Source organism: Nitratireductor sp. B36 (genome assembly GCF_020833685.1).
Taxonomy (GTDB): domain Bacteria; phylum Pseudomonadota; class Alphaproteobacteria; order Rhizobiales; family Rhizobiaceae; genus Nitratireductor.
The window spans coordinates 832,030-852,027 of sequence record NZ_JACKZY010000002.1 but is presented as its reverse complement, the minus strand read 5'-3'; the positions used below and the strand labels follow the sequence as shown (position 1 = coordinate 852,027).

Annotated in this window: 19 protein-coding genes and 2 tRNA genes; 8 read left to right on the top strand and 13 right to left on the bottom strand. The window is 59.0% G+C overall.

Annotated elements, in window-relative coordinates:
• The first annotated feature begins 139 nt into the window (after positions 1–139).
• Positions 140–1,081 (top strand): hypothetical protein, encoded by a 942-nt coding sequence (locus H7H48_RS10645; protein WP_229449024.1) that lies wholly within the window; start codon positions 140–142, stop codon positions 1,079–1,081.
• Positions 1,082–1,194: 113 nt separating this feature from the next.
• Here H7H48_RS10645 and H7H48_RS10640 read toward each other — a convergent pair.
• Together H7H48_RS10640 and H7H48_RS10635 are read right to left on the bottom strand one after the other, a co-directional pair.
• Positions 1,195–1,268 (bottom strand) — tRNA-Cys (locus H7H48_RS10640).
• A 118-nt stretch (positions 1,269–1,386) separates the two neighbouring features.
• A complete protein-coding gene (locus tag H7H48_RS10635; protein ID WP_229449243.1) occupies positions 1,387–1,686 on the bottom strand; it encodes a hypothetical protein in 300 nt (99 codons plus the stop codon).
• A 186-nt stretch (positions 1,687–1,872) separates the two neighbouring features.
• On the opposite strand from H7H48_RS10635, the gene H7H48_RS10630 reads away from it, so the two are divergent.
• From H7H48_RS10630 to H7H48_RS10615, 4 genes are all read left to right on the top strand, one after another.
• Positions 1,873–1,947, top strand: a tRNA-Asn gene (locus tag H7H48_RS10630).
• A 232-nt stretch (positions 1,948–2,179) separates the two neighbouring features.
• Positions 2,180–3,724: a CHAD domain-containing protein gene (locus H7H48_RS10625; RefSeq protein WP_229449023.1), complete on the top strand. Its 1,545-nt coding sequence runs from the start codon at positions 2,180–2,182 to the stop codon at positions 3,722–3,724.
• 135 nt (positions 3,725–3,859) lie between these two features.
• A complete protein-coding gene (locus H7H48_RS10620; protein WP_229449022.1) occupies positions 3,860–4,102 on the top strand; it encodes a hypothetical protein in 243 nt (80 codons plus the stop codon).
• A 23-nt stretch (positions 4,103–4,125) separates the two neighbouring features.
• Complete coding sequence (locus tag H7H48_RS10615) at positions 4,126–5,574, top strand: deoxyribodipyrimidine photo-lyase (protein ID WP_229449021.1); 1,449 nt, start codon at positions 4,126–4,128, stop codon at positions 5,572–5,574.
• Here the strand turns inward: H7H48_RS10615 and H7H48_RS10610 are convergent, their stop codons facing one another.
• Positions 5,575–5,880, bottom strand: a complete 306-nt coding sequence (locus tag H7H48_RS10610) for a Dabb family protein (protein WP_229449020.1) — start codon at positions 5,878–5,880, stop codon at positions 5,575–5,577.
• Positions 5,881–6,045: 165 nt separating this feature from the next.
• Complete coding sequence (locus H7H48_RS10605) at positions 6,046–8,019, bottom strand: bifunctional 2',3'-cyclic-nucleotide 2'-phosphodiesterase/3'-nucleotidase (protein ID WP_229449242.1); 1,974 nt, start codon at positions 8,017–8,019, stop codon at positions 6,046–6,048.
• Between the two features lie 212 nt (positions 8,020–8,231).
• On the opposite strand from H7H48_RS10605, the gene H7H48_RS10600 reads away from it, so the two are divergent.
• Entirely contained in the window at positions 8,232–8,882 is a 651-nt protein-coding gene (locus H7H48_RS10600; protein ID WP_229449019.1) for a 5-formyltetrahydrofolate cyclo-ligase, read from the top strand.
• A gap of 12 nt (positions 8,883–8,894) precedes the next feature.
• Here the strand turns inward: H7H48_RS10600 and H7H48_RS10595 are convergent, their stop codons facing one another.
• Positions 8,895–9,368 carry an Lrp/AsnC family transcriptional regulator gene (locus tag H7H48_RS10595; protein ID WP_229449018.1) on the bottom strand — a complete coding sequence of 158 codons (474 nt, stop codon included), beginning with the start codon at positions 9,366–9,368 and terminating at the stop codon, positions 8,895–8,897.
• A gap of 152 nt (positions 9,369–9,520) precedes the next feature.
• Between H7H48_RS10595 and ald the strand changes: the two genes are divergently transcribed.
• The gene (gene ald, locus H7H48_RS10590) at positions 9,521–10,636 is read left to right on the top strand and encodes an alanine dehydrogenase (protein ID WP_229449017.1); all 1,116 of its coding nucleotides are present in this window, start codon (positions 9,521–9,523) and stop codon (positions 10,634–10,636) included.
• 75 nt (positions 10,637–10,711) lie between these two features.
• Here ald and H7H48_RS10585 read toward each other — a convergent pair whose 3' ends face one another.
• The 5 genes from H7H48_RS10585 to H7H48_RS10565 form a co-directional block, all read right to left on the bottom strand.
• Complete coding sequence (locus H7H48_RS10585) at positions 10,712–11,185, bottom strand: DUF1203 domain-containing protein (RefSeq protein ID WP_229449016.1); 474 nt, start codon at positions 11,183–11,185, stop codon at positions 10,712–10,714.
• Positions 11,186–11,308: 123 nt separating this feature from the next.
• A complete protein-coding gene (locus H7H48_RS10580) occupies positions 11,309–11,866 on the bottom strand; it encodes an OmpA family protein (protein ID WP_229449015.1) in 558 nt (185 codons plus the stop codon).
• Between the two features lie 91 nt (positions 11,867–11,957).
• Entirely contained in the window at positions 11,958–12,812 is an 855-nt protein-coding gene (sseA, locus tag H7H48_RS10575) for a 3-mercaptopyruvate sulfurtransferase (RefSeq protein WP_229449014.1), read from the bottom strand.
• A 15-nt stretch (positions 12,813–12,827) separates the two neighbouring features.
• Entirely contained in the window at positions 12,828–13,568 is a 741-nt protein-coding gene (locus H7H48_RS10570) for an alanyl-tRNA editing protein (RefSeq protein ID WP_370633346.1), read from the bottom strand.
• Positions 13,568–14,602: a cysteine synthase A gene (locus tag H7H48_RS10565; protein WP_229449013.1), complete on the bottom strand. Its 1,035-nt coding sequence runs from the start codon at positions 14,600–14,602 to the stop codon at positions 13,568–13,570. Before H7H48_RS10565 ends, H7H48_RS10570 begins: the two co-directional genes overlap by 1 nt.
• Before the next feature lie 201 nt (positions 14,603–14,803).
• Between H7H48_RS10565 and H7H48_RS10560 the strand changes: the two genes are divergently transcribed.
• A complete protein-coding gene (locus H7H48_RS10560; protein ID WP_229449012.1) occupies positions 14,804–15,640 on the top strand; it encodes an SDR family NAD(P)-dependent oxidoreductase in 837 nt (278 codons plus the stop codon).
• 2 nt (positions 15,641–15,642) lie between these two features.
• Here the strand turns inward: H7H48_RS10560 and H7H48_RS10555 are convergent, their stop codons facing one another.
• The 3 genes from H7H48_RS10555 to ilvA form a co-directional block, all read right to left on the bottom strand.
• On the bottom strand, positions 15,643–16,857 hold the full coding sequence (locus tag H7H48_RS10555; protein ID WP_229449011.1) for an MFS transporter: 1,215 nt from the start codon (positions 16,855–16,857) through the stop codon (positions 15,643–15,645).
• Between the two features lie 132 nt (positions 16,858–16,989).
• Positions 16,990–18,351, bottom strand: a complete 1,362-nt coding sequence (locus H7H48_RS10550; protein WP_229449010.1) for a DEAD/DEAH box helicase — start codon at positions 18,349–18,351, stop codon at positions 16,990–16,992.
• A 339-nt stretch (positions 18,352–18,690) separates the two neighbouring features.
• Positions 18,691–19,977 (bottom strand): threonine ammonia-lyase IlvA, encoded by a 1,287-nt coding sequence (gene ilvA, locus H7H48_RS10545; protein ID WP_229449009.1) that lies wholly within the window; start codon positions 19,975–19,977, stop codon positions 18,691–18,693.
• Positions 19,978–19,998: the final 21 nt, after the last annotated feature.

The window sequence follows — 19,998 nt, the reverse complement described above, 5'->3', positions numbered from 1 at the left end:
GCGCACCCTGGAGTGCGTCGGGTGCAGAAAAGAACGCCCCGTATGTGACCGGCAGGGGTATCCCGGTAAGTCGAATTCATGAGTTGCGTTCGGGGCAATATCCGGCACCGTTTTCGATCAAGAAACCGGCGGGCAAGACATGATGAAAGCATATTTCCCCTTTGCATTCCTGTTTCAGCTGATGCTGATCACTCCTGCTTTCGCCCTGAATCTGGAGGTCTGCAATTCGGGCGAGCAGACGGTTTTCGTTGCTCACGCGGAATCCTCCTTGAATTCACCTTACCGGGCCGTCGGCGGATGGACGCAACTGACATCGCGCAAATGCTGGAAGCGCGAAGCTCCGAAAATGGAAAGGATGTCGGTCCTGGTGGCTTATATAGACAAGAAGGGACGGCTGGGTGCCGTTCCGTTCAATCCCGATTTCCGGGCCGGCGGGCAATATCGGCTTACCCGAGGCCCCTATTCATTCTGCATCCATCCCAAGGATGGTTTTTTCCGTCCCCGGGCTCGACCAGGCGGCAAGCACTGCCCGCGCGATATGGTTTCCGCCAAGTTCCCTTTCTATATCGCCGGCCGACGAGCGGCAGGCAGTCTGGCCAAACTTCATGTCTCCGTTGAGCCAGGCACGCTCCACGAAGATTACGCCGTCATCCCCTGGGAGCCCGCGAAAGCCCCTCCTGACCCACAGGAAGAGCGCTACGCAGATGCAGGCAGGATCGATCTGCTGCGCGGTCCAAGCGCCCTGCAGATCGAAGCCGCAGAATATCGAAATCTTCAATTTCGCCTGCAGCTTGCCAATGCCCTGATTCTTAAAGATGCGAAGCTGAAGATACACGCGCTCGATCTGGACCAGTGTCTGTCGACCAAAAACGGTCCGTTCTACTGCCGGTACAAGCTTGATGCTCGGATTGAAGCGTCGAAGGAGATGCGTCCGATGGCCCAGCTGCTAAACCTCGGGTTTCTCTTCAAAGGCTACTACTGGTCCTCCTTCACCGTAAGCCGTGGTCGCTGGGTGATCGAGAAGCAATATGAGGGCTGCAGGCTTTCGGAAGTGCATATCAAATGCTGGAGCCGCAAATAGACGCCGACGGCGTGATTCGTTTTGCGCGCCCCGCGAAGTCAGCTCAATGGAGCTGGCGCGAACGGGAACGACCGACGCCTAACGTTTCATTTGTACTGGGTAGAAAGAGAATTTGGAGGCCTCGCCCGGAATCGAACCGGGGTGCAAGGATTTGCAGTCCTCTGCGTAACCACTCCGCCACGAGGCCATGCCGCAAGCGGCAACGGGCTGTTCAATAGGTTGCGTCCAATTCCTCGTCAAGCGGGCAAATGTGATTGCTGCTAAAATAAACGCAGAGTCAGCGCGGTTCCACTTCAGGAACCTGATCATGGATCGCGCGCGCTGTGTTGCCCTTGGCTGCGTTGACTGCGCCTGTTCCACCAAACGGTCACTTTGCGTCTTTGGCGACGCACGAATGCGATATCGTAGGAGAGTATCAGCAATCCAAGTGGGATCATCCAAAAGCCAAGCACAGGCAAAAAGCCGAACAGGCCCAGTACCACCAGCATGCAGCCTCCTCCGATTCGGGCGAGCCGCGAACGGGGAATGGGAATCCTTTTCCCCATGAGAGAAACCGAAGGGCGTCCGTTCCGCGCTGCCTCGGTATCGTTGTTTCGCTGATCCATACGTTGTTCCATCGCCCTTTGGCGGCCAATCAATCTCGTCCATACCAATATCGGACCTTCCATATGCGTTGCGAAATCCTTGATTGGGAGGGGCGACCGGAAAAAATCCGCGAAAATCACAATTGGCGCTTTGCAAAGCTGAATTTGGTTTGCTATAGGCACGCTCACTCGCACGAGCACAGGCATTCCCCGGTAGCTCAGTGGTAGAGCAACCGGCTGTTAACCGGTTGGTCGCTGGTTCGAATCCGGCCCGGGGAGCCACTTTTCTTTGGACAGTTCGTTATAGCGCAGCCGCCTTTCGGCACGATTGTATTCGCCCTGGATTCCGCACCTTGTCTGAGCGGTTTGTCCCAGCGGATCTTGCCGCCCTCCCCACAAATCTCATGCGGTTGAGAACGGCTTGCTATGCGAGAATGTTTCTTCACCCATCGATCCGGTCTAGGATGAACTGTAGCCAAGCCCTCTCGTCTGCTCATTTGTGCGGGGATTCTTCTTGCCCGAAATCGAGTTGAAGCTTTTGCTGGAAAAGCAGCAAGTGCCCACCACGCTCGCGCGCATAGAGCAATTGCCCCCTGCCATACGAAAAATGCGCGGCACACGGCACCTGCGCAGCTTTTATTTTGACACGCCGGATGGTGTGCTGCGCAACAACGGGATTACGCTGCGCCTGAGGTGTACCGGCACGCAGTGGGTGCAGACGGTCAAGCTCAACGGGTCCATCAAAGGTGGGCTGTCCAGGGTCACCGAAATCGAGGGCGTGGTTCCTGACGGCGTGGTTTCGGTCGATGCAATCGACAATCGGAAGGTCCGAGACCATATCATAAAGCTCATTGAGAACATGCAACTCCAAACAGTTGCCGAAACCAGCATACGCCGTACGCAGGTCGACCTCCATCTCGAGGACGGCACAAGGGCCGAAATCGCGCTCGACAGCGGCGCCGTGAAGGCAGCAGGGCGCAGCGCTCCTCTTCACGAGCTCGAAATCGAACTGATCGACGGGCAGCCGGCTGGTCTCTACCGGAGCGCGCGCATGATACTTCCGGATGGCGCCTTGCGGTTCTCCCGCTATTCAAAGGCGGCACGCAGTGTGCTCCTGGCCGAAAACGGCTATATCGAGCCCCCGGCCTCGCCCCGCAAGGCCCTGCGCGTCCCGATCACCCGCAAGAGCGGTGTTGGCGAAGCCGCGCAAGACATATTGCAGGAATGTCTGGCGCAGATTTCAGCAAACATCGAGGCTGTCCGGCGGTCCGAAGATGTCGAGGGTCCACACCAATTGCGCATAGGCCTACGGAGGCTGCGCAGTGCGCTTTCGCTCTTCGACCGGGTGATCGGGCGTCCCATCGCCGACCAGTTCGCCAATGAGGCGCGCTGGTTAGGTCACGAAATTGGGCGCTTGCGCGATCTTGACGTCGTTTTGAACGATATTGCCCGCCCATTCTATGCAGACATTCACCAGGAACCCGGCGCGAACCTCGTTTTGAGCACCCTTGAACGGCACACTCGTGATGTCCGGGCCGATCTTCGGCATACCCTCTCGGCGGAACGCGTGAACGTCTTTTTGCTTGATCTCTCCGAGTTGATCCAGACAGGTCTTCACGCTCCGTCGAAACCCGACCGAAAGTTTAAGGATCTGGCAGACGAAAAGTTGAGCAAGCGGTGGAATCACCTCCTTGCACGTGCAGAAGGGATCGAGCGCTTCACCACAGACCAGAAACACGGGCTACGCAAGGCGCTGAAAAAGCTCCGCTATGCCATAGAGTTTCTCGGTCCGCTCTACACCCCCCCCAGCGTAAAGCGAATATCCAGCCGGTTGAAAACATTGCAAACGATGTTTGGGAGTTTGAACGATGCGGCTGTGACTGAACTCGTTCTCAGCAAGCCCCCCCTCTCCTCTATCAATGACCCGTCGGCGCAACGCGCCATTGGCCGGCTGTGGGGGGCTTGCGAGACACGCAGCGTGTATGATTGGCCTGCAACCATCGAAGACTGGAAGCTGTTGCACGAATCCTCCCCGTTCTGGAAGCATATCGAGCCCTAGACCGACAAGCTGTTCCCACGGTTGGGCGCAAACCTTCCTCCATCGCAAACACAGATGCGTGAGCCAGCAGAGAGCGGTGGAACATTTTTTGATCGTGCCGATTGTAGGTCAACACACCAAATTCGGGCGGGAATGATGAAACAGTTCACAAAGACAGCGCCACGCGCATCGCTGGCCAACTTAACGCGCGCGCTTCCAAACGACATCGTTGCGGCCCTGGACCGTTTCAGTGCCATGGAGGGAGCGGGCATGACCCGTGAGCAAGCTCTTCTCACGGCACTCAGAACATGGGCTCTTTCACGCGGGTTGCTAAAAACGGAAGAAGGCGGCGGCGAGGGCTTGCGGCCCGAGCAGCTCAACGCCACAAACGATGATTGATCCTCTTGCGCATGGGAGATCACATGCCCGTCGATGATGAGCGCCCGGTCCTGCTTCTGTTCCGGCACGATTTGCGCGTGGCCGACAATCTCGCTCTCTGTGCCGCCGCTGAGACGGGTCGTCCCGTTGCCGCAGCGTTTATTCTCGACGAGCAAAGCGAAGGCGCCCGACCGTTGGGCGGCGCACGGCGCTGGTGGCTGCACCACAGCCTGACAGCGCTGAAAGAAGCGCTTGAAAAGCTCGGATTGAATCTGGTTCTTCGTAGAGGCCCCATGGTGGAGACAGCCACATCGCTGGCCCAGGAGACCGGTGCAGGAACCGTTTTCTGGAACCGGCGCTATGATCCCGCAGGCATCGCATCCGACACCCGGATGAAGTCCGTTTTCAGAGAGCGCGGGATTGAAACGGACAGCTTCGCCGGCCACCTGCTTCACGAGCCATGGCGCTTGAAGACCGGTTCGGGGGGACCTTACCGGGTTTTCACGCCTTTCTGGCGTGCGATGAGGGACACCATCCACCCGCGCCCGCCTGCCGATCCACCGGTACAGGTCAAGCACTATGAGGGCCATTTGCAGGGTGACACCCTGGAACGCTGGAATCTCCTCCCGCAGAAACCCGATTGGTCGACAGGCCTGCAGGAAAGCTGGACACCAGGCGAGAGGGGCGCGCGCGAAAGACTGGCAGACTTCGTGGATGGAACCGGCGAAAACTACAAATCCCGCCGCGATCTCATGGCCGTGCCTGGCACCTCGGGCCTCTCACCGCACCTCGCGCATGGTGAAATCACCCCATTCCAGATCTTGCAGGCATTGGACGGTGAAAGCGATATCGGCGAAGAGGATCTGCAAACGTTTCGCAAGGAAGTCGGCTGGCGCGAGTTCTGTTGGCACCTTTTGTTCCACAACCCGAGCCTTGCAACGGAAAACTACAATCGCGATTTCGACGCGTTCCCCTGGCGCAAGGATCACGATGCGTTGCAAAGCTGGCAGCGCGGCGAGACGGGTTACCCCGTCGTCGATGCGGCCATGCGTCAGCTCTGGGAGACCGGCTGGATGCACAATCGCGCGCGGATGGTCGTCGCCTCATTCCTCGTGAAACATCTGGGCATCCATTGGCGTGAGGGCGAGGAATGGTTCTGGGACACACTGGTTGATGCCGACCCCGCCTCCAACCCGGCCAACTGGCAATGGGTGGCTGGATCCGGTGCCGATGCCGCACCGTTCTTCCGCATCTTCAATCCCGTGCTTCAGGGCGAGAAATTCGATCCGAAGGGAAATTACGTCCGCCGATACGTGCCCGAACTGGCCGCCCTTCCGGACAAACACCTGCATCAGCCTTGGAAAGCCCCCCAAAGCGCTCTTGAGAAGGCTGATGTAGAACTAGGTCAAACCTATCCACGCCCGATGGTTGATCACAAAACTGCCCGCGAACGTGCGCTCGACGCGTATAAATCGGTCAGGAATGCTGGCTGACTATGCCGGTCTGCCGGATTTACTGGAAACGAAATCCGCAGCCATGCGCATCTCCCGAAGAGGCCGTACCTTTGCAGTACATGCCTGGTAGGTCGGATGAGCCTTGTACGCGGCGAGTGCAGCTTCGTCACGGAACTCCGCATAAACGATGACATCCACCTCGGTGCCGATCTGATCGACCTTGCGGTTGAGACCAACCTCAAAAAAGTCCGAATGCGGAATGTCAGCCAGCATGCCAAGGCCCTCGGCAATCCGCATTACGTCAGCCTCATTTTTGGCGCTGAAGAAAACGATGTGTCGAATCACGGGCCTGCCTCCTGAAATTGTGCCCGCAGATCGCGCCGTACCATCCGAATGTCAATGCATCGCCATGTCGCTGGAGCGGAATCAGAATCTCAACACCCTTCAGCAAAGAACTGTTTCTTATACAAAAAAGGCCGAGCCCACGGCCCGGCCCACCAGATTTTATCGCTAAAGCGTAATGCGATAGAGGGCGAAGCCCTCCTGCCCCTCGCCCGCGGGTTCAATCGAAACCCCCTCGACGCTGGAAGCGAATTCCGCTCCTTTCGGTCCCGTTTCGAACAGGACCGATGTGTCCGGCAATGGTTTGAAGGCCCAGTTGGCATCGGCCGTGGGGTTGATCGTCCCCTGCTCGACAATATAGCGCACGATCACATCACGGTTCGTATCGGGCGCGGCAAAGATCACTTTGTCTGGGCCGATACCGGGGAAGTTTCCCCCTCCACCGCCACGATAATTGTTCGTCGCCACAATGAACTTCTGAGCCAGGTCAATGGGTTGGCCATTGAATTGCAAGTCAACGATACGGCTTGATTCCGCGTTGAGAAGCTCGCCCTTGGATGAATATTTGGGCGGCTGCGACAGGTCGATCCGATAAGTCACACCGTCGATCACATCAAAGTTATAGGAAGGAAAGGATGGATCGAGCAACGGTTGGTCTGCCTTGCCAGGTTCCACCTGGTTGAATATGCCAGCGGACATTTCCAGCCATTCCTTCACATCCGCCCCGGTCACCAGAACGGCCTGAACCGTGTTTGGATACAGATAGAGATCGGCCACATTCTTGATGGCCACATCGCCGGCCGGCACGTCCGTATAATAGTCGGGGCCGCCGCGACCACCCGCCTTGAAGGGCGCTGCCGCCGACAGGACCGACAGATCCTTGTACTCGCCATCCTTCAGCATGTCGGTGATGTACCAGGTCTGCGCCTGACTCACGATCTGCACGGAGGGATCGTCGGCCACCAGCGCGAAATAGGAATGCAGCGGCGCAGACGTCTTGCCCACAGCCGTGCGCACATATTTAAGGGTTGCCTCGTGGTCGTCGCGGACCGCTTCCTCGACCTCCGCCTTGCTCTCGACGAGCGGCTCGGTCTGGCGTTCGACCCGCTTGAAGATCGGGCGCGCCTCGGAGGTCGCATTCACGACCACCCAGCTCTGCCCGTCCCTTTCCAGAAGCAGGTCGATGAGACCCAGATGCGAGCCCCAGAAACCGCCCATCACGGCCGGCTTGCCAGCGATCGTGCCCTTCGCATTGTCCACCCCTTCGATCCCCTCGAACTTCGGACCGGGAAAGTCGAGATGGCTGTGACCGGTCACGATCGCATCGATGCCCTCAACGCCCGCAAGCAACAAAGACGCGTTTTCGAGGTTTTCCTCATATTGCGCCGGACCGATACCGGAATGAGACAGCGCCACCACGATGTCGGCGCCCTCCTCGCGCATCTGCGGCACCCAGGCCTCCGCCGCGCGAATGATGTCGCGCGTCATCGCCTTGCCGGTCAGATGTTTGGAATCCCAGTTCATGATCTGCGGCGGCACAAAGCCGATCAGGCCGACACGAATGGGATGTTCCGTCCCGCTGCCGTCCTTCACTGTCCGGTCAAGGATCACATAGGGTTTCAGGAACAGGTCATCATCGCGTCCATTTGCGGCAAGCTGTCCCTTGGTCAGATTGGCACAGACAAAGGGAAAATTGGCGCCCGCAAGGACCTTGAACATGAAATCGAGCCCGTAATTGAACTCGTGATTGCCGAGCGTCGAGCAATCATAGCCCAGCGTGTTCATGCCCTTGATCACCGGATGAATGTCTCCCTCGCGCATGCCGCGCTCATAGGCGATGTAATCCCCCATCGGGTTGCCCTGGAGGAAGTCGCCATTGTCGACAAGGATCGAGTTCGTCGCCTCGGCGCGGATTGCGTCGATGATCGATGCGGTGCGGGCGAGCCCCATCGTGTCATTCGGCTTGTCCGCGTAATAATCATAGGGAAAGACATGCACATGCAGATCGGTGGTCTCCATGATGCGCAGATGCGCCTGGTTCACCGAAGCTTTGGCGGAAAATGGGTGCATCAGCACCATGGAACCTGCGGCAGCAGAGCCCGCCAGGAACGAACGGCGGGACATGGAGGCGTATGCGGACATCATGATCGTCTCTCCTGAGCCTTTGAAAAGAACCGGCGAAGGAGCATGATTGCGCCGTCGCGTTGAGACTTCCAGCAAAATCTCGTGACACCGGCGTGACACGGGTCTAGGCCGCTCCATGACGGTCGTCTGTCGTGTCCAGGACAGGATTGCAGCAGCAGCCGATGCAGCCTCCTCAAGGCTGACCGCTTTGGACGATGGGGAGAGACGCGATGAACGATGAAGCAGACGAACGTAAAATGACCTATGCCTCTCCACCCTGCTTCATGCACGAGCTGGCCGACGGAGCCGGTCCATCCCATAAGGAGGTTTGGCCGGAGGTTCGCCGCTGGCGCAGGGCCACACGCGAGCGCCTGATCACTGAGCGCCTAGCCATCCCCGCCGCCGAGCGCGCGCGCCTTGCGGGCGTCATTGCGCAAAAGCTCGACGCTCTGATCGGAGATCCTTCAGGCCGCGTCCTTGGCCTCTACTGGCCGTTTCGGGGCGAACCGGACCTGCGCCCATGGCTCGCCACCCTCCATGAGCGCGGCGCCACGCCAGCCTTGCCGGTCGTCATACGGAAAGCCGCACCCCTCCTCTTCCGCCCCTATCGCCCGGGAGACAGGCTTGAACGCGGGGTCTGGAACATTCCCATTCCGGCAGTCGACAAGACGGTCAGTCCCGACATCATCATTTCCCCGCTGGTGGGGTTCGATGCTTCCAGCTACCGACTGGGCTATGGTGGCGGGTTTTATGATCGAACCATCGCCGTCTTGCCGAAACGGCCGCTTCTCATCGGCATCGGCTACGCCCTAGCCGAAGTGCCGACGATCTACCCGCAGCCCCACGACATTCCAATGGACCACATTGTTGTTGCCAGCTGATTGCCCCCGCCGTCAGGCCATCTGCGGTTTCAACCCCATACCGGTCCTGTCCACCACCTCGCGCAACGCGAAAGCGGAATTGATCTTGATCACATGGGGCATACCGGTCAGCCACTCTTTGTGAATCCGTTCGTAATCCTGCAGGTCACGCGCCGCAATCCGCAGGATATAATCATACTCACCCGACATGAGATGGCAGGACACCACATTCGGACAGCGCTGCACTGCCGCCTCAAACTCGCTGAGCGTGCGTTCAAACTGTCCCGAAAGCGAGATATGAACAATGACGGTGACGCCATGGCCAAGGGCTGCATTTGAAAGCCGGGCATGGTATCCCTTGATGACGCCGCTCTTTTCCAGATTGTCGAGGCGGCGCGAACAGGCTGACTGCGACAGGCCCACCTGTTCCGCAAGCGCGGAATTGGATATTCGCCCATCCTTCTGCAGAACTTCCAAAATGGCGATATCAATCCTATCAAGAGCCATTCTTCGAAATTCCTCCCAAGTTCTCGCGATTTTACGCAAGAAATAACGAAAAACCAGCCGCAGCGCAAACAACTTCGCAAAGACGTTCGGCCGTTTTTGTGGTCTCATCCATTGAGCCAGAAAAATCGCTGCTAAGCCCGGAGGAAACGCCCATGCGCGTCGGCTGCCCGAAAGAGATCAAGAATCACGAATACCGTGTCGGCCTGACGCCCGGTTCGGTACGCGAATATGTGGCGCACGGGCACGAGGTGCTGGTGGAAACCGGTGCGGGTGCGGGCATCGGTGCCGATGACAATGCCTATCGTGCGGCCGGCGCCATCATTGCCCGGTCGGCGGAGGAGGTCTTCGCCAAGTCGGACATGATCGTCAAGGTCAAGGAGCCGCAGCCCGCCGAATGGGTGCAACTGCGCGAAGACCAGATCCTCTACACCTATCTTCACCTCGCGCCTGACCCGGATCAGACCCGAGGTCTTGTCGATGCCGGCGTCACTGCGATTGCCTACGAAACCGTGACCGACACGCGCGGCGGCCTCCCCCTGCTTGCTCCCATGTCGGAAGTGGCGGGCCGTCTTGCGATACAGGCTGGTGCCACCGCCCTTCAAAAGGCCAATGGCGGACGGGGCGTGCTGCTTGGTGGCGTTCCGGGCGTTCTTCCCGGCAAGGTCGCCATCATCGGCGGCGGCGTGGTGGGTCTCAATGCGGCCAAGATGGCCGTTGGCCTAGGTGCCGATGTGACGATCATCGATCGTTCCATTCCCCGCCTGCGCGAGCTGGACGACATCTTCAATGGCCGCGTCCACACGCGCTACTCCACCGTTGAGGCGTTGGAAGAAGAATGCTTCTCTTCCGATGTCATTGTCGGCGCCGTGCTCATTCCTGGCGCTGCAGCGCCCAAGCTGGTCACCCGCGAGATGCTTTCGGGCATGAAGAAGGGCGCCGTGCTGGTCGATGTCGCGATCGATCAGGGCGGTTGCTTCGAAACCTCGCATGCCACCACCCATTCTGACCCCACCTATGAGGTCGACGGCATCATTCACTATTGCGTGGCAAACATGCCGGGCGCCGTGCCCGTTACCTCGGCACACGCCTTGAACAACGCCACACTGCACTACGGTCTGCAGCTTGCCGACAAGGGCCTTAAGGCACTCGTCGACGATCAGAACCTGCGCAATGGCCTGAACGTCCACAAGGGCCGCATCACAAACCAGGCCGTTGCCGAAGCGTTGGGCTACGAAATGGCCGAGCCAAAATCCGCGCTCGCCGCCTGAAAATAAACACTCTGCCTCCAACGTTGCCCGCCGGAAACGGCGGGCTTTTTTGTTCGTTGCTCGAGGTAAAGGCGGTCAGGCCCGGTCTATGCGCACCTGATAGCAGTTGTATTGCGCAGAACGCATGTGAAGATAGGCAATATCTTCACGCTGCAGGAGTTCGTGTGCCCGCGTACAAATATCCTGTTTCGGCGTCACTGCCCCCGTGCCATAGACAATACGATCGTCATGACCGTAACCGCGCACAAGCCACTCCGTGCGGGCGCGAAACAGTTCGGGCATGACATCGCTGTCCGGTGCCCGCTCGCATTCGTCCGCACACAGGAAAATCGGCCCCGTCTCGGCATAGGGCTGGGTCTGCGGAAATGGCCGGTACGCCAGGATAAGATAGGGTTTGCCCTCAGGTACCGAACGAAGGCAATGGCGGCATGGAACACCACTGCCGTCCGATAATCTTCGTTCGGGCTTCATCCCGTAAGCATCGGGTGCGCCATTGCGAAAGGCGTTCGCTTCATCGCTCGTCATGGCCACAAATCTGATCAGTCCCATAACTGGTCTCCTTCAAAAGTGAGGGGACCAGTTTGCCTGCCGGATTATCCGCTTCCACCCGAATTCAGCCAAACCCGCCTAACAGGGCGCCCTTGTCAGCGTCCTCTTGTCAGCGTCCTCTTGTCAGCGCAGGAAGTCGTCGATGCGGCGCAGGGTCACGCGGCGGTTGCGCCAGTTCTCATTGGGTGTGGGCACCAAAAGAAATTCCTCGCCATACCCAACTGTCTCCAGCATACGCGCGGGCACACCGAACTCGCGCACCAATACGCGCCGCAGTGAAGCAGCACGGCGCTCGGAAAGTTGCTGGTTGTAGCCGAAAGACCCGACCGCATCCGTGTGCCCTTCCAGAAGCACAATGGTTCCCGGCCGCCGGCGACGCAACTGATGCAGGGCATTGGCGATCTCTTCCACCTTGCGAAACTGGGAGTAAGGGATCTCAGCCGAATCAAAGCCGAAATTGATCGCCTGAATATCGATGGAAGGCGCACGACGGCGCAGGTCGGGCCGGCGTTTCAGTTCGCGCACAGTCACACGGTCCTGCGGGCGTACGCGCCTCGTTGGAGCTGCCTCCAGGCTCCGCTGAATGCGAGATGCCGAAGGCATGGTGGATTGTGCCATGGCCGCACTCGGCAAAAAGGCCGCTGCAATGACGGTCCCAAGCATCTGACGGCGATTCAACATGGAAAGCTCCTTTCAGGAAACAGGTTCGTCCGTTCTGGCGATCTTTGTGCAAGACGTCTGAATTCAGGATGAACGTGCTGTTGCCTGTCTTTCAACCTTCCTTCCCGGTCACAACTTGTGTGTCTTCACGGCCACCCCACTCACTCCAGGATCCGTCATAAAGCTGATTGTCCGTGTGCCCCAGCGTTTCCAGCGCCAGCGTGATCACCGCCGCAGTCACCCCGGAACCACAGGATGTCACCACAGGTCGATTTAGATCGATGCCCGCCTGTTCAAACAGCGCCCGCAAATCCGGCGGCGCAAGAAGCCTGCCGTCGCGCGCAAGAGCCGAAGCCGGCACATTGCGTGCTCCTGGCATGTGGCCCGAACGCATGCCAGGACGCGGCTCCGGATCTTCACCTGTAAAGCGTCTCGCGGGACGCGCATCGGCGATCTGCGCTGATCCGTCTTCAACAGCCTTCCGTACAGCATCGATGTCGGCGACACGCGTTTCATCCAGCGCAGCGTTGAAAACGGAGGGAGCGATCTTGGTTGGCTCGTTGGTCAGCACACGCCCCTCGGCCCGCCAGCCGTCCAGGCCGCCATCGAGAACCCGCACATCTTGCGCGCCCATGACCCGGAACATCCACCACACACGCGGCGCAGAAAACAGGCCCGGCCCGTCATAGACCACGATGGTGTCGGTTTTGGAGATCCCCATGGCGCTCACATGCCGCTGAAAAGTTGCGGCATCTGGCAGCGTATGCGGCAAATCAGAACCGGCATCCACAACCGCGTCCTGATCGAAAAACACCGCCCCTGGGATGTGGGCTGCCTCGTACTCCGCCTTCGCATCTCTCCCTTGCGCCGGGAGATACCAGGAGGCATCGACAATGGAGAGACCGGGTTGATCCAGTCGGTTCTCCAGCCATTCGGACGAAACGGTAAATCGGCTTGTTTCACTCATGGGATCCTCGCGATATCAGTTTGCTGGCGGAGGGCCAAAACGAATGCGGAAGCGGCGGTTCTCCCGCCCCTTTTTCTCGATCTTCCCGATATGGATTTCCCCGACTTCGGCCGTGTTCGCAACATGCGTGCCGCCGCATGGCTGGCTGTCGACGCTCGCCTCATCGCCGATACAGACAAGCCTGATGCGCCCAGCCCCCCGCGGCGGTCGCACATTCTTCGATTTCACAAGACCGGGATTGGCATCAAGCTCCTCCTCACTGATCCAGCGGGTGAAGACAGGATGTCCCCCGTTCACCAGCTCCATCAGCCTGGCGCTGACATCCTCCTTGGTGACGCTTGCATCGGGGAGGTCAAAGTCTACCCGTGAATCGGCCTCATTCACCGAAGCCCCGGTGATCGGAAAAGGACAGATCACACTCAGAAGGTGACAGGCCGTGTGCATACGCATCAGCTTGAAGCGGCGATCCCAGTCGATCGTTAGCTGCAAAGTCTCGCCCATCTCGGGTAAAACCTGCTCCGCAGCGGGCACATGGATGATCTCATCCTTGGTCTCCCCCGTCACCGTGGCAGCGATCTGGATAATCGAGCCATCCTCGCGGACAAAGCGTCCGGTGTCGCCCGGCTGCCCGCCAGACGTTGCGTAAAACATCGTGCGGTCCAGAACGATTCCGCCGCGATCATTGATCCCGATGACGCGCGCCGCGCCTTCGCGCATATAGGCATCATCTCGAAAAAGCGCTTCCGTCTGCGCCATCAGGCAACCTCCTCGAACGGAACGTCGATCTCCGGAGATTGATCCATCCAGCCGGGTACAGGCAGCCCCTTTTCGCGCAGGAATGATGGATTGAAGAGCTTGGACTGATAGCGCGTTCCGTAGTCACAGAGGATCGTCACAATGCGATGCCCCGGCCCCAGTTCCCGCGCAAGCCGAATGGCGCCGGCGATATTGATCCCGGTCGAGCCGCCAAGACACAGCCCCTCCTCCTGCACCAGATCAAAGACGATCGGCAGCGCCTCGTCGTCGGGGATCTGGAAAGAGAAATCGGGCGCAAAGCCATCCAGATTGGCCGTGATACGCCCTTGCCCTATACCTTCGGTGATCGACGTGCCCTCGGATTTCAGTTCACCCGCAGTGTAATAGCTGAAAAGGGCCGCCCCCATCGGATCGGCCAGTGCCACCTTCACATCTCTGCTTTTGCCGCGCAGGCCCTCTGCCACTCCAGCCAGGGTTCCCCCTGTGCCGACAGCCGAAACGAAACCGTCGATCTTTCCTCCCGTCTGCTCCCAGATTTCCGCAGCGGTTGTGCGCACATGGCCTTCCCTATTGGCGACATTGTCGAACTGATTGGCCCAGATGGCACCGCTCTGCTCCGATTTTGCGAGCTGTTCGGCAAGGCGGCCGGAAACCTTCACGTAATTGTTCGGGTTCTTGTAGGGGACAGCCGGAACCTCGATCAGCTCGGCTCCCAGCACCCGCAAGGCATCTTTCTTTTCCTGGCTCTGGGTCTCGGGAATCACAATCACGGTGCGATAACCCAGCGCCTTGGCCACCACTGTCAGGCCGATGCCGGTGTTGCCCGCAGTGCCTTCCACAATGACGCCGCCTGGCTTCAAAAGCCCCCGTTTTTCTGCATCGCGGATGATAAAAAGCCCGGCCCGGTCCTTGACCGATTGGCCCGGGTTCATGAACTCGGCCTTGCCGAAAATCTCGCATCCCGTTTCTTCCGAGGCCCGCTTGAGGCGGATCAGTGGGGTATTGCCAATGGCGTCCACAACCGAGTTTTTCATGGCATCCTCTTTCGATTTTTGCGGAGGTTAGAAAGCCCATAGCGGCGTTGCAAGGTGCGATTTTGCGCCACAGCGCAAAAGCACGCAAAGCTGTCGCTTATTGTATGCCTGCAGAAACGATTTCGGTGTGTACTGTCCACAAGGCGCTTTTCAACATGCGCCACGCCCGATAAACCTGCCCCAAAATTGGAGGGGATTGGGATGGCGCTTTACCGGGCCAATCCAAAGGATGGAGTAGCATGGATCACCGGCGCCAGCACTGGCATCGGACGGGCGCTTGCGGTGCGTCTTGCCGGCCAGGGATACACTGTCGCCGCCACTGCCCGCGCCGAAGATGGTCTTTCCTCCATCACCCGTGAAGCAGAAGATCTCGAAGGGCGAATATTCGTTTTCCCCTGCGACGTGATGAACGAAGCGGGGATGGAGCGCACCGTTGCGCAAATCGAAAAAAATCTCGGACCTATCACGCTGGCAGTCTTCAATGCAGGAACATATCTCCCGGTGCGGGGTGACCGGCTTGAAACCACCAACTTTGTTCGCAGCTACCAGATCAATGTTTTTGGCACACTGAACGGCTTGATTCCGGTGTCCGACCGGATGCGTGACCGCGGCTTCGGCCACATCGCGGTCATGGGCTCTGTCACCTCTTTCTTCGGGATGCCGTCCGCTGCCGCTTATGGGTCGACAAAAGCCGCGCTCAATAATCTCGTCGAAGGTTTGCGCTACGATTTCGAGAAGCTCAACATCCGGACTCAAATCATCAATCCGGGCTTTGTTGCCACGCCGCTCACCAGGAAGACAAATTTCTCGATGCCGGCACTTTTGACCGCGTCGGAGGCTGCCCGCCGCATCGATAGAGGCCTTCACAAGGGCGGGTACGAAATCACCTTCCCAAAGCGGCTGGTCTGGCCGCTTAAATTTCTGCGGCTCTTCCCATCGTCCTTGATCTTTTTTGTCATGTACCGTCTGACGGGCTGGAACAAACGTTCCCTGGGACCACGTAAGAAACCGGAAAAACGCGCATCCGCCAAAACCTGATCTCAGCCGCCATGCCTCCGCTCGATCTCGGGCGGAGCATCTTTGCAGGCCAGGTATATCGCCAGTGAAAGCGCAATCAGCGCCGCATAGAAAACGAACAGGGTCTGGTACGCTGCTACCGGATCGCCAGGCACGGTGGATACTGACACAACGCCACCGGTAAGAAACTGCATCACCCCGGCTCCGCCCACTGAAAAGAAGTTCAGAAGTGTCACGCCGCGCCCCGTCAGATGGGCTGGAACAAACGCTCGGCCATGCGCCATCAACAGGCCATAGCTCGCGCCACACAGGCCGATGACCACAAAGATGGTCGTGGTTGTGACAATAGACGTGACCGGGCTGATAGCCAGGAACAGGATCGCCAGGAGCCCGATGAGGTTGCCGCCCACGGCCACCCATTTCCGTGTGCGAAAAAAAACGTCCAGCGGGCCGTAGACAAAACTGCCGGCCGACATCGCCAACGCCATGAAAAGCGTGGCCTTCCCGATCATCAGCGCATCCGCGCTATAGACCTCGGAAAGATAGGGCCCGGCCCAAAGCCCGCGAATGCCTGCGGCGGGCGCATAGTTCAAGGCAGTCAAAGGAAGGATTGGCCAGAGCACGCGAAGGCTGAGGAGCTCGCGATATCCCTTGAAACCCGAACCGGTTTCCTTTCCAGTTTCCCCTGCCGGGGCAGGATCCCGAACAAGCAGATGAATGGCGATGCCGGTGAGAATCGTGAAAAAAGCCAGCCCGCCCATCACGCTTCGCCAGCCAAAAGCTTCTGCCGCCGCAGCCATCGGCGCAGATCCCACAACATTACCGAGCGTGCCGAAGGCGACCAGCCAGGAAATGAGGATGGTAAGGCGTCCCGCCGAAAAGGATTTTGCGAAGATGAACACGGAGGCCATCAAGACGGCAGAGCACCCTGCCCCGTTGAGTGCCATGGCAAGAATGATTGTGCCAGGCGTCGGCGCCAGTGCAAACATCAGCGCGCCACCCCCGCCACAAACCGTCAGCAAAAAAGCTGCCGTGCGGCGCGGGCCATAGCGGTCGAGCGACACGCCCACCACGAACTGCATCAGGGCAAAAACAACAAACCACGCACCCGACGCCATCGACAACTCAGCCTTGGTGGCACCGAGTTCGGACGTCAACGCCGGGGTCAGGACAGCCAGAAACGACCGGTAGAATTGCGACAGGACATAGCCAATCGCCAAAATCGCAAGACCGATCATCGCTTCGCCATTCCCTCCCGTTCTGGCCACAAGCCCAGACAGACTTGGCCTAACCGAACAGGCCGCCGGCGACAATTGGGCCAGACCGGCCTATCGGCCGATCAGCCCTGATCGTGAATATGGCTCAAAAGGCTAAGCGGCGCGCATGCCAGGCCGCCTGTTGCGATTTCTGCGGCGTCGGCGTACGGGTTTGTCGCCTTCGTTTTGCCCTTGTTCTGCGCGGTGCTGCGGTTTCGCAGCGGACCGCTGCGGTCTGCGATTTTCGCCACCTTTCGAAGGTTTCGCCGCAGCGCGACGCTCACCGGCATTGTTGGCAGGAGGCTGACGGACCGGATCAGGCTCCGATGTGTAATCCGCCTTCAATGGCAGTCGCATCCGGATAATTTTTTCCACGGCCTTAAGCTTGTCAGCCTCGGCGGGGTCGCACAGCGTCACTGCCTCGCCGGAAGCGCCATTGCGGCCAGTACGCCCGATGCGATGCACATAGCTTTCGGGCTGGTCGGGCAGGTCGAAATTCACCACATGGCTGATTCCGGGAACGTCAATGCCACGCGCCGCGATATCGGTCGCCACGAGAATACGCACCGATCCGTCCCGAAAGCCGTTCAGCGCGCGCTGGCGGGCATTCTGGGATTTGTTTCCGTGAATAACGGCAGCCTCGAACCCATCACGCTCCAGATCGCGTGTTACGCGGTCGGCACCGTGCTTGGTGCGCGCAAAGACGATCACGGAACGCATGGCCTCATCTGCCAGCATGTCGGAGAGAATCTTGCGCTTCTGCTTGGTCCGCGCCATCACCAAATGCTGAGTGATCTCACCTGCCGTGGTCGACTGCTTTGCAATCTCGACCCGCAAGGGATCGTTGAGCAGGCTTTTTGCAAGCCCCTCGACTTCCTTGGGCATGGTTGCGGAGAACAATGCGGTCTGGCGCGCCGGGTGTGTTGCACGCGCGATGCGCCGCACATCATTGATGAAGCCCATATCCAGCATGCGATCGGCCTCGTCGAGCACAAGCCACCGCGTTTCGGCAAGCGAGAGTTCGCCGGACCGCACAATATCGGTCAGTCTGCCCGGCGTCGCCACCAGAATGTCGACGCCCTGAGCAAGCCGCTTCACCTGGCTGTTGCGGGAGACACCACCAAGCACCAGCGCTGTGGCCAGATGCGCGTGGCGCGAAAGTTCGCGCACCACATCGTCGATCTGCACGGCCAGTTCCCGCGTCGGGCACAGGATCAGCGCCCTGGCGGTCTTGCGAACCCGTTTGGAGCCAAGCGCGATGATCTGCGAGAGAATGGGCAGTGAGAAAGCCGCCGTCTTGCCGGAACCGGTCTGTGCGATTCCAAGAACGTCGCGCTTAGCAAGCACTGCGGGAATGGCCTTCTCCTGGATCGGCTTGGGGGTCACAAACCCCGCATCTTCAGCCGCCTTCAACAGTGAGCCCGTAATTCCCAGTTCCGCGAAACCAATCTGTTTCGCATTGTTGTCATTGGTCAATTTGCAATCTTTCCCATGCTGACGCCGTCAGGCGTCGCAATTGATACGTGGCAGGGCGCAACCTGCCGAATAAATGTTTGAATGAACGACGAGACGACGGGTATGCCCCGTGCGGCTGCGCTGTCGCGCCGGCAGTGCCGGCTTAAGCTCCCGCCCGCGGGCGGTGGCATCAGACGCAACCAGTCATTTTAGAAAGCCGGCAGCGCCAGCCCATGCGTCTTGGCGTCATATGGGCTATTCGAGGACAAAGTGCAATCGCTAATTTGTGCTTTGCAACCAGACGGCCCCTCACGGAACGGCGTCCGAACGGCAGGGAGCGTTCCCCCTTTGCCCTCAGCCTCAGATGATCAATCCGGCGATCGTGTCGTTGTTCGTAATATCCTGATAGGCCCAGCCTGCAGCGTCGAACCGTTGGGTCAGCACATCGAAGTTTGCGTGGTTCCGTGTCTCTATGCCGATCAGAACCGAACCGAAATTGCGCGCCGATTTCTTGAGATATTCAAACCGCGTGATGTCGTCTTCCGGCCCCAGAAGATCGAGGAAATCGCGCAATGCGCCAGGTCGCTGCGGGAAGCGGAAAATGAAGTACTTTTTAAGCCCCTCAAAGCGAAGCGCTCGTTCCTTTACATCCGGCAGACGCTCGAAGTCGAAATTTCCGCCCGACACCACTGCAATCACGGTTCGCCCTGCAAGGTCCTGCGGCGCGAAATCCTTTAGCGTATCGATCGCCAGCGCTCCCGCCGGTTCCAGAACCACCCCCTCGATGTTCAGCATTTCGATCATCGTCGCGCATAGCCGGTTCTCCGGCACCAGATGCACAGCCTCGGCATCAAACGCCTTGAGATGCGAAAACGGAGCCGCGCCAATCTCGGCGACAGCAGCCCCGTCGACAAAATTGTCTACCCTTTCGAGCCGCACAGGCCGGTCCTGCACCAGCGCCTGCTGCAGGCTGGCGGCACCCTCCGGTTCGGCAAAAGCAAAGGCTCCCGCCTCCCCGCACGCGGTAAGATAACGCGTCACGCCAGAGGCCAGCCCGCCACCGCCGACGGGCAGAATCACCAGGCTGTCGTCCATCTGCGCCCCATCGAACGACTGGATCTGCTCGGCGATCTCTCGTCCGACTGTCGCCTGCCCCTCGATGATGTCCGGGTGATCGAATGGCGGCACCATTGCCCCGCCACTTTCCTCTGCGAATGAAAGCGCGGCACGGTAACAATCATCAAAAAAATCGCCAATCAGCCGGATTTCAACGAAATCTCCGCCGAAAATACGCGTTTTGTCGATTTTCTGCTGAGGCGTCGTAACCGGCATGAAAACGACGCCCTTGCAGCCGAAATGGCGGCATACATAAGCAAATCCCTGTGCATGATTGCCCGCCGAAGCACAAACGAAGGTTCGCTCCTGCCCTCCGCGTGCCATCGCCTTGCGGAAGAAATTGAAGGCGCCGCGTATCTTGTAGGAACGAACCGGTGTCAGATCCTCACGCTTCAGGAAAACCCGGGCGCCGGTTTTCTTGGACAGGTAATCGTTCTCCTGAAGCGGCGTCTCGGCAAAAAGCGAGCGCAGCGCCTCCGCCGCCTCCGCGACCGCATTGACGAACTCGTCCTTTCTCGCTGCTGCACTCATGCTCTCTTGCCTATCCCGTGC

Bases quoted from the DNA above. Each gene is read 5' to 3' on its own strand.
- ald (WP_229449017.1), top strand. From the start codon at position 9,521: ATGCGCGTCGGCTGCCCGAAAGAGATCAAGAATCACGAATACCGTGTC.
- H7H48_RS10605 (WP_229449242.1), bottom strand. From the start codon at position 8,019: ATGTCCGCATACGCCTCCATGTCCCGCCGTTCGTTCCTGGCGGGCTCT.
- H7H48_RS10635 (WP_229449243.1), bottom strand. From the start codon at position 1,686: ATGGATCAGCGAAACAACGATACCGAGGCAGCGCGGAACGGACGCCCT.
- H7H48_RS10615 (WP_229449021.1), top strand. From the start codon at position 4,126: ATGCCCGTCGATGATGAGCGCCCGGTCCTGCTTCTGTTCCGGCACGAT.
- H7H48_RS10580 (WP_229449015.1), bottom strand. From the start codon at position 11,866: ATGTTGAATCGCCGTCAGATGCTTGGGACCGTCATTGCAGCGGCCTTT.
- H7H48_RS10560 (WP_229449012.1), top strand. From the start codon at position 14,804: ATGGCGCTTTACCGGGCCAATCCAAAGGATGGAGTAGCATGGATCACC.
- H7H48_RS10585 (WP_229449016.1), bottom strand. From the start codon at position 11,185: ATGGGACTGATCAGATTTGTGGCCATGACGAGCGATGAAGCGAACGCC.
- H7H48_RS10565 (WP_229449013.1), bottom strand. From the start codon at position 14,602: ATGAAAAACTCGGTTGTGGACGCCATTGGCAATACCCCACTGATCCGC.
- H7H48_RS10620 (WP_229449022.1), top strand. From the start codon at position 3,860: ATGAAACAGTTCACAAAGACAGCGCCACGCGCATCGCTGGCCAACTTA.
- ilvA (WP_229449009.1), bottom strand. From the start codon at position 19,977: ATGAGTGCAGCAGCGAGAAAGGACGAGTTCGTCAATGCGGTCGCGGAG.
- H7H48_RS10600 (WP_229449019.1), top strand. From the start codon at position 8,232: ATGAACGATGAAGCAGACGAACGTAAAATGACCTATGCCTCTCCACCC.
- H7H48_RS10570 (WP_370633346.1), bottom strand. From the start codon at position 13,568: ATGGCGCAGACGGAAGCGCTTTTTCGAGATGATGCCTATATGCGCGAA.
- sseA (WP_229449014.1), bottom strand. From the start codon at position 12,812: ATGAGTGAAACAAGCCGATTTACCGTTTCGTCCGAATGGCTGGAGAAC.
- H7H48_RS10555 (WP_229449011.1), bottom strand. From the start codon at position 16,857: ATGATCGGTCTTGCGATTTTGGCGATTGGCTATGTCCTGTCGCAATTC.
- H7H48_RS10645 (WP_229449024.1), top strand. From the start codon at position 140: ATGATGAAAGCATATTTCCCCTTTGCATTCCTGTTTCAGCTGATGCTG.
- H7H48_RS10595 (WP_229449018.1), bottom strand. From the start codon at position 9,368: ATGGCTCTTGATAGGATTGATATCGCCATTTTGGAAGTTCTGCAGAAG.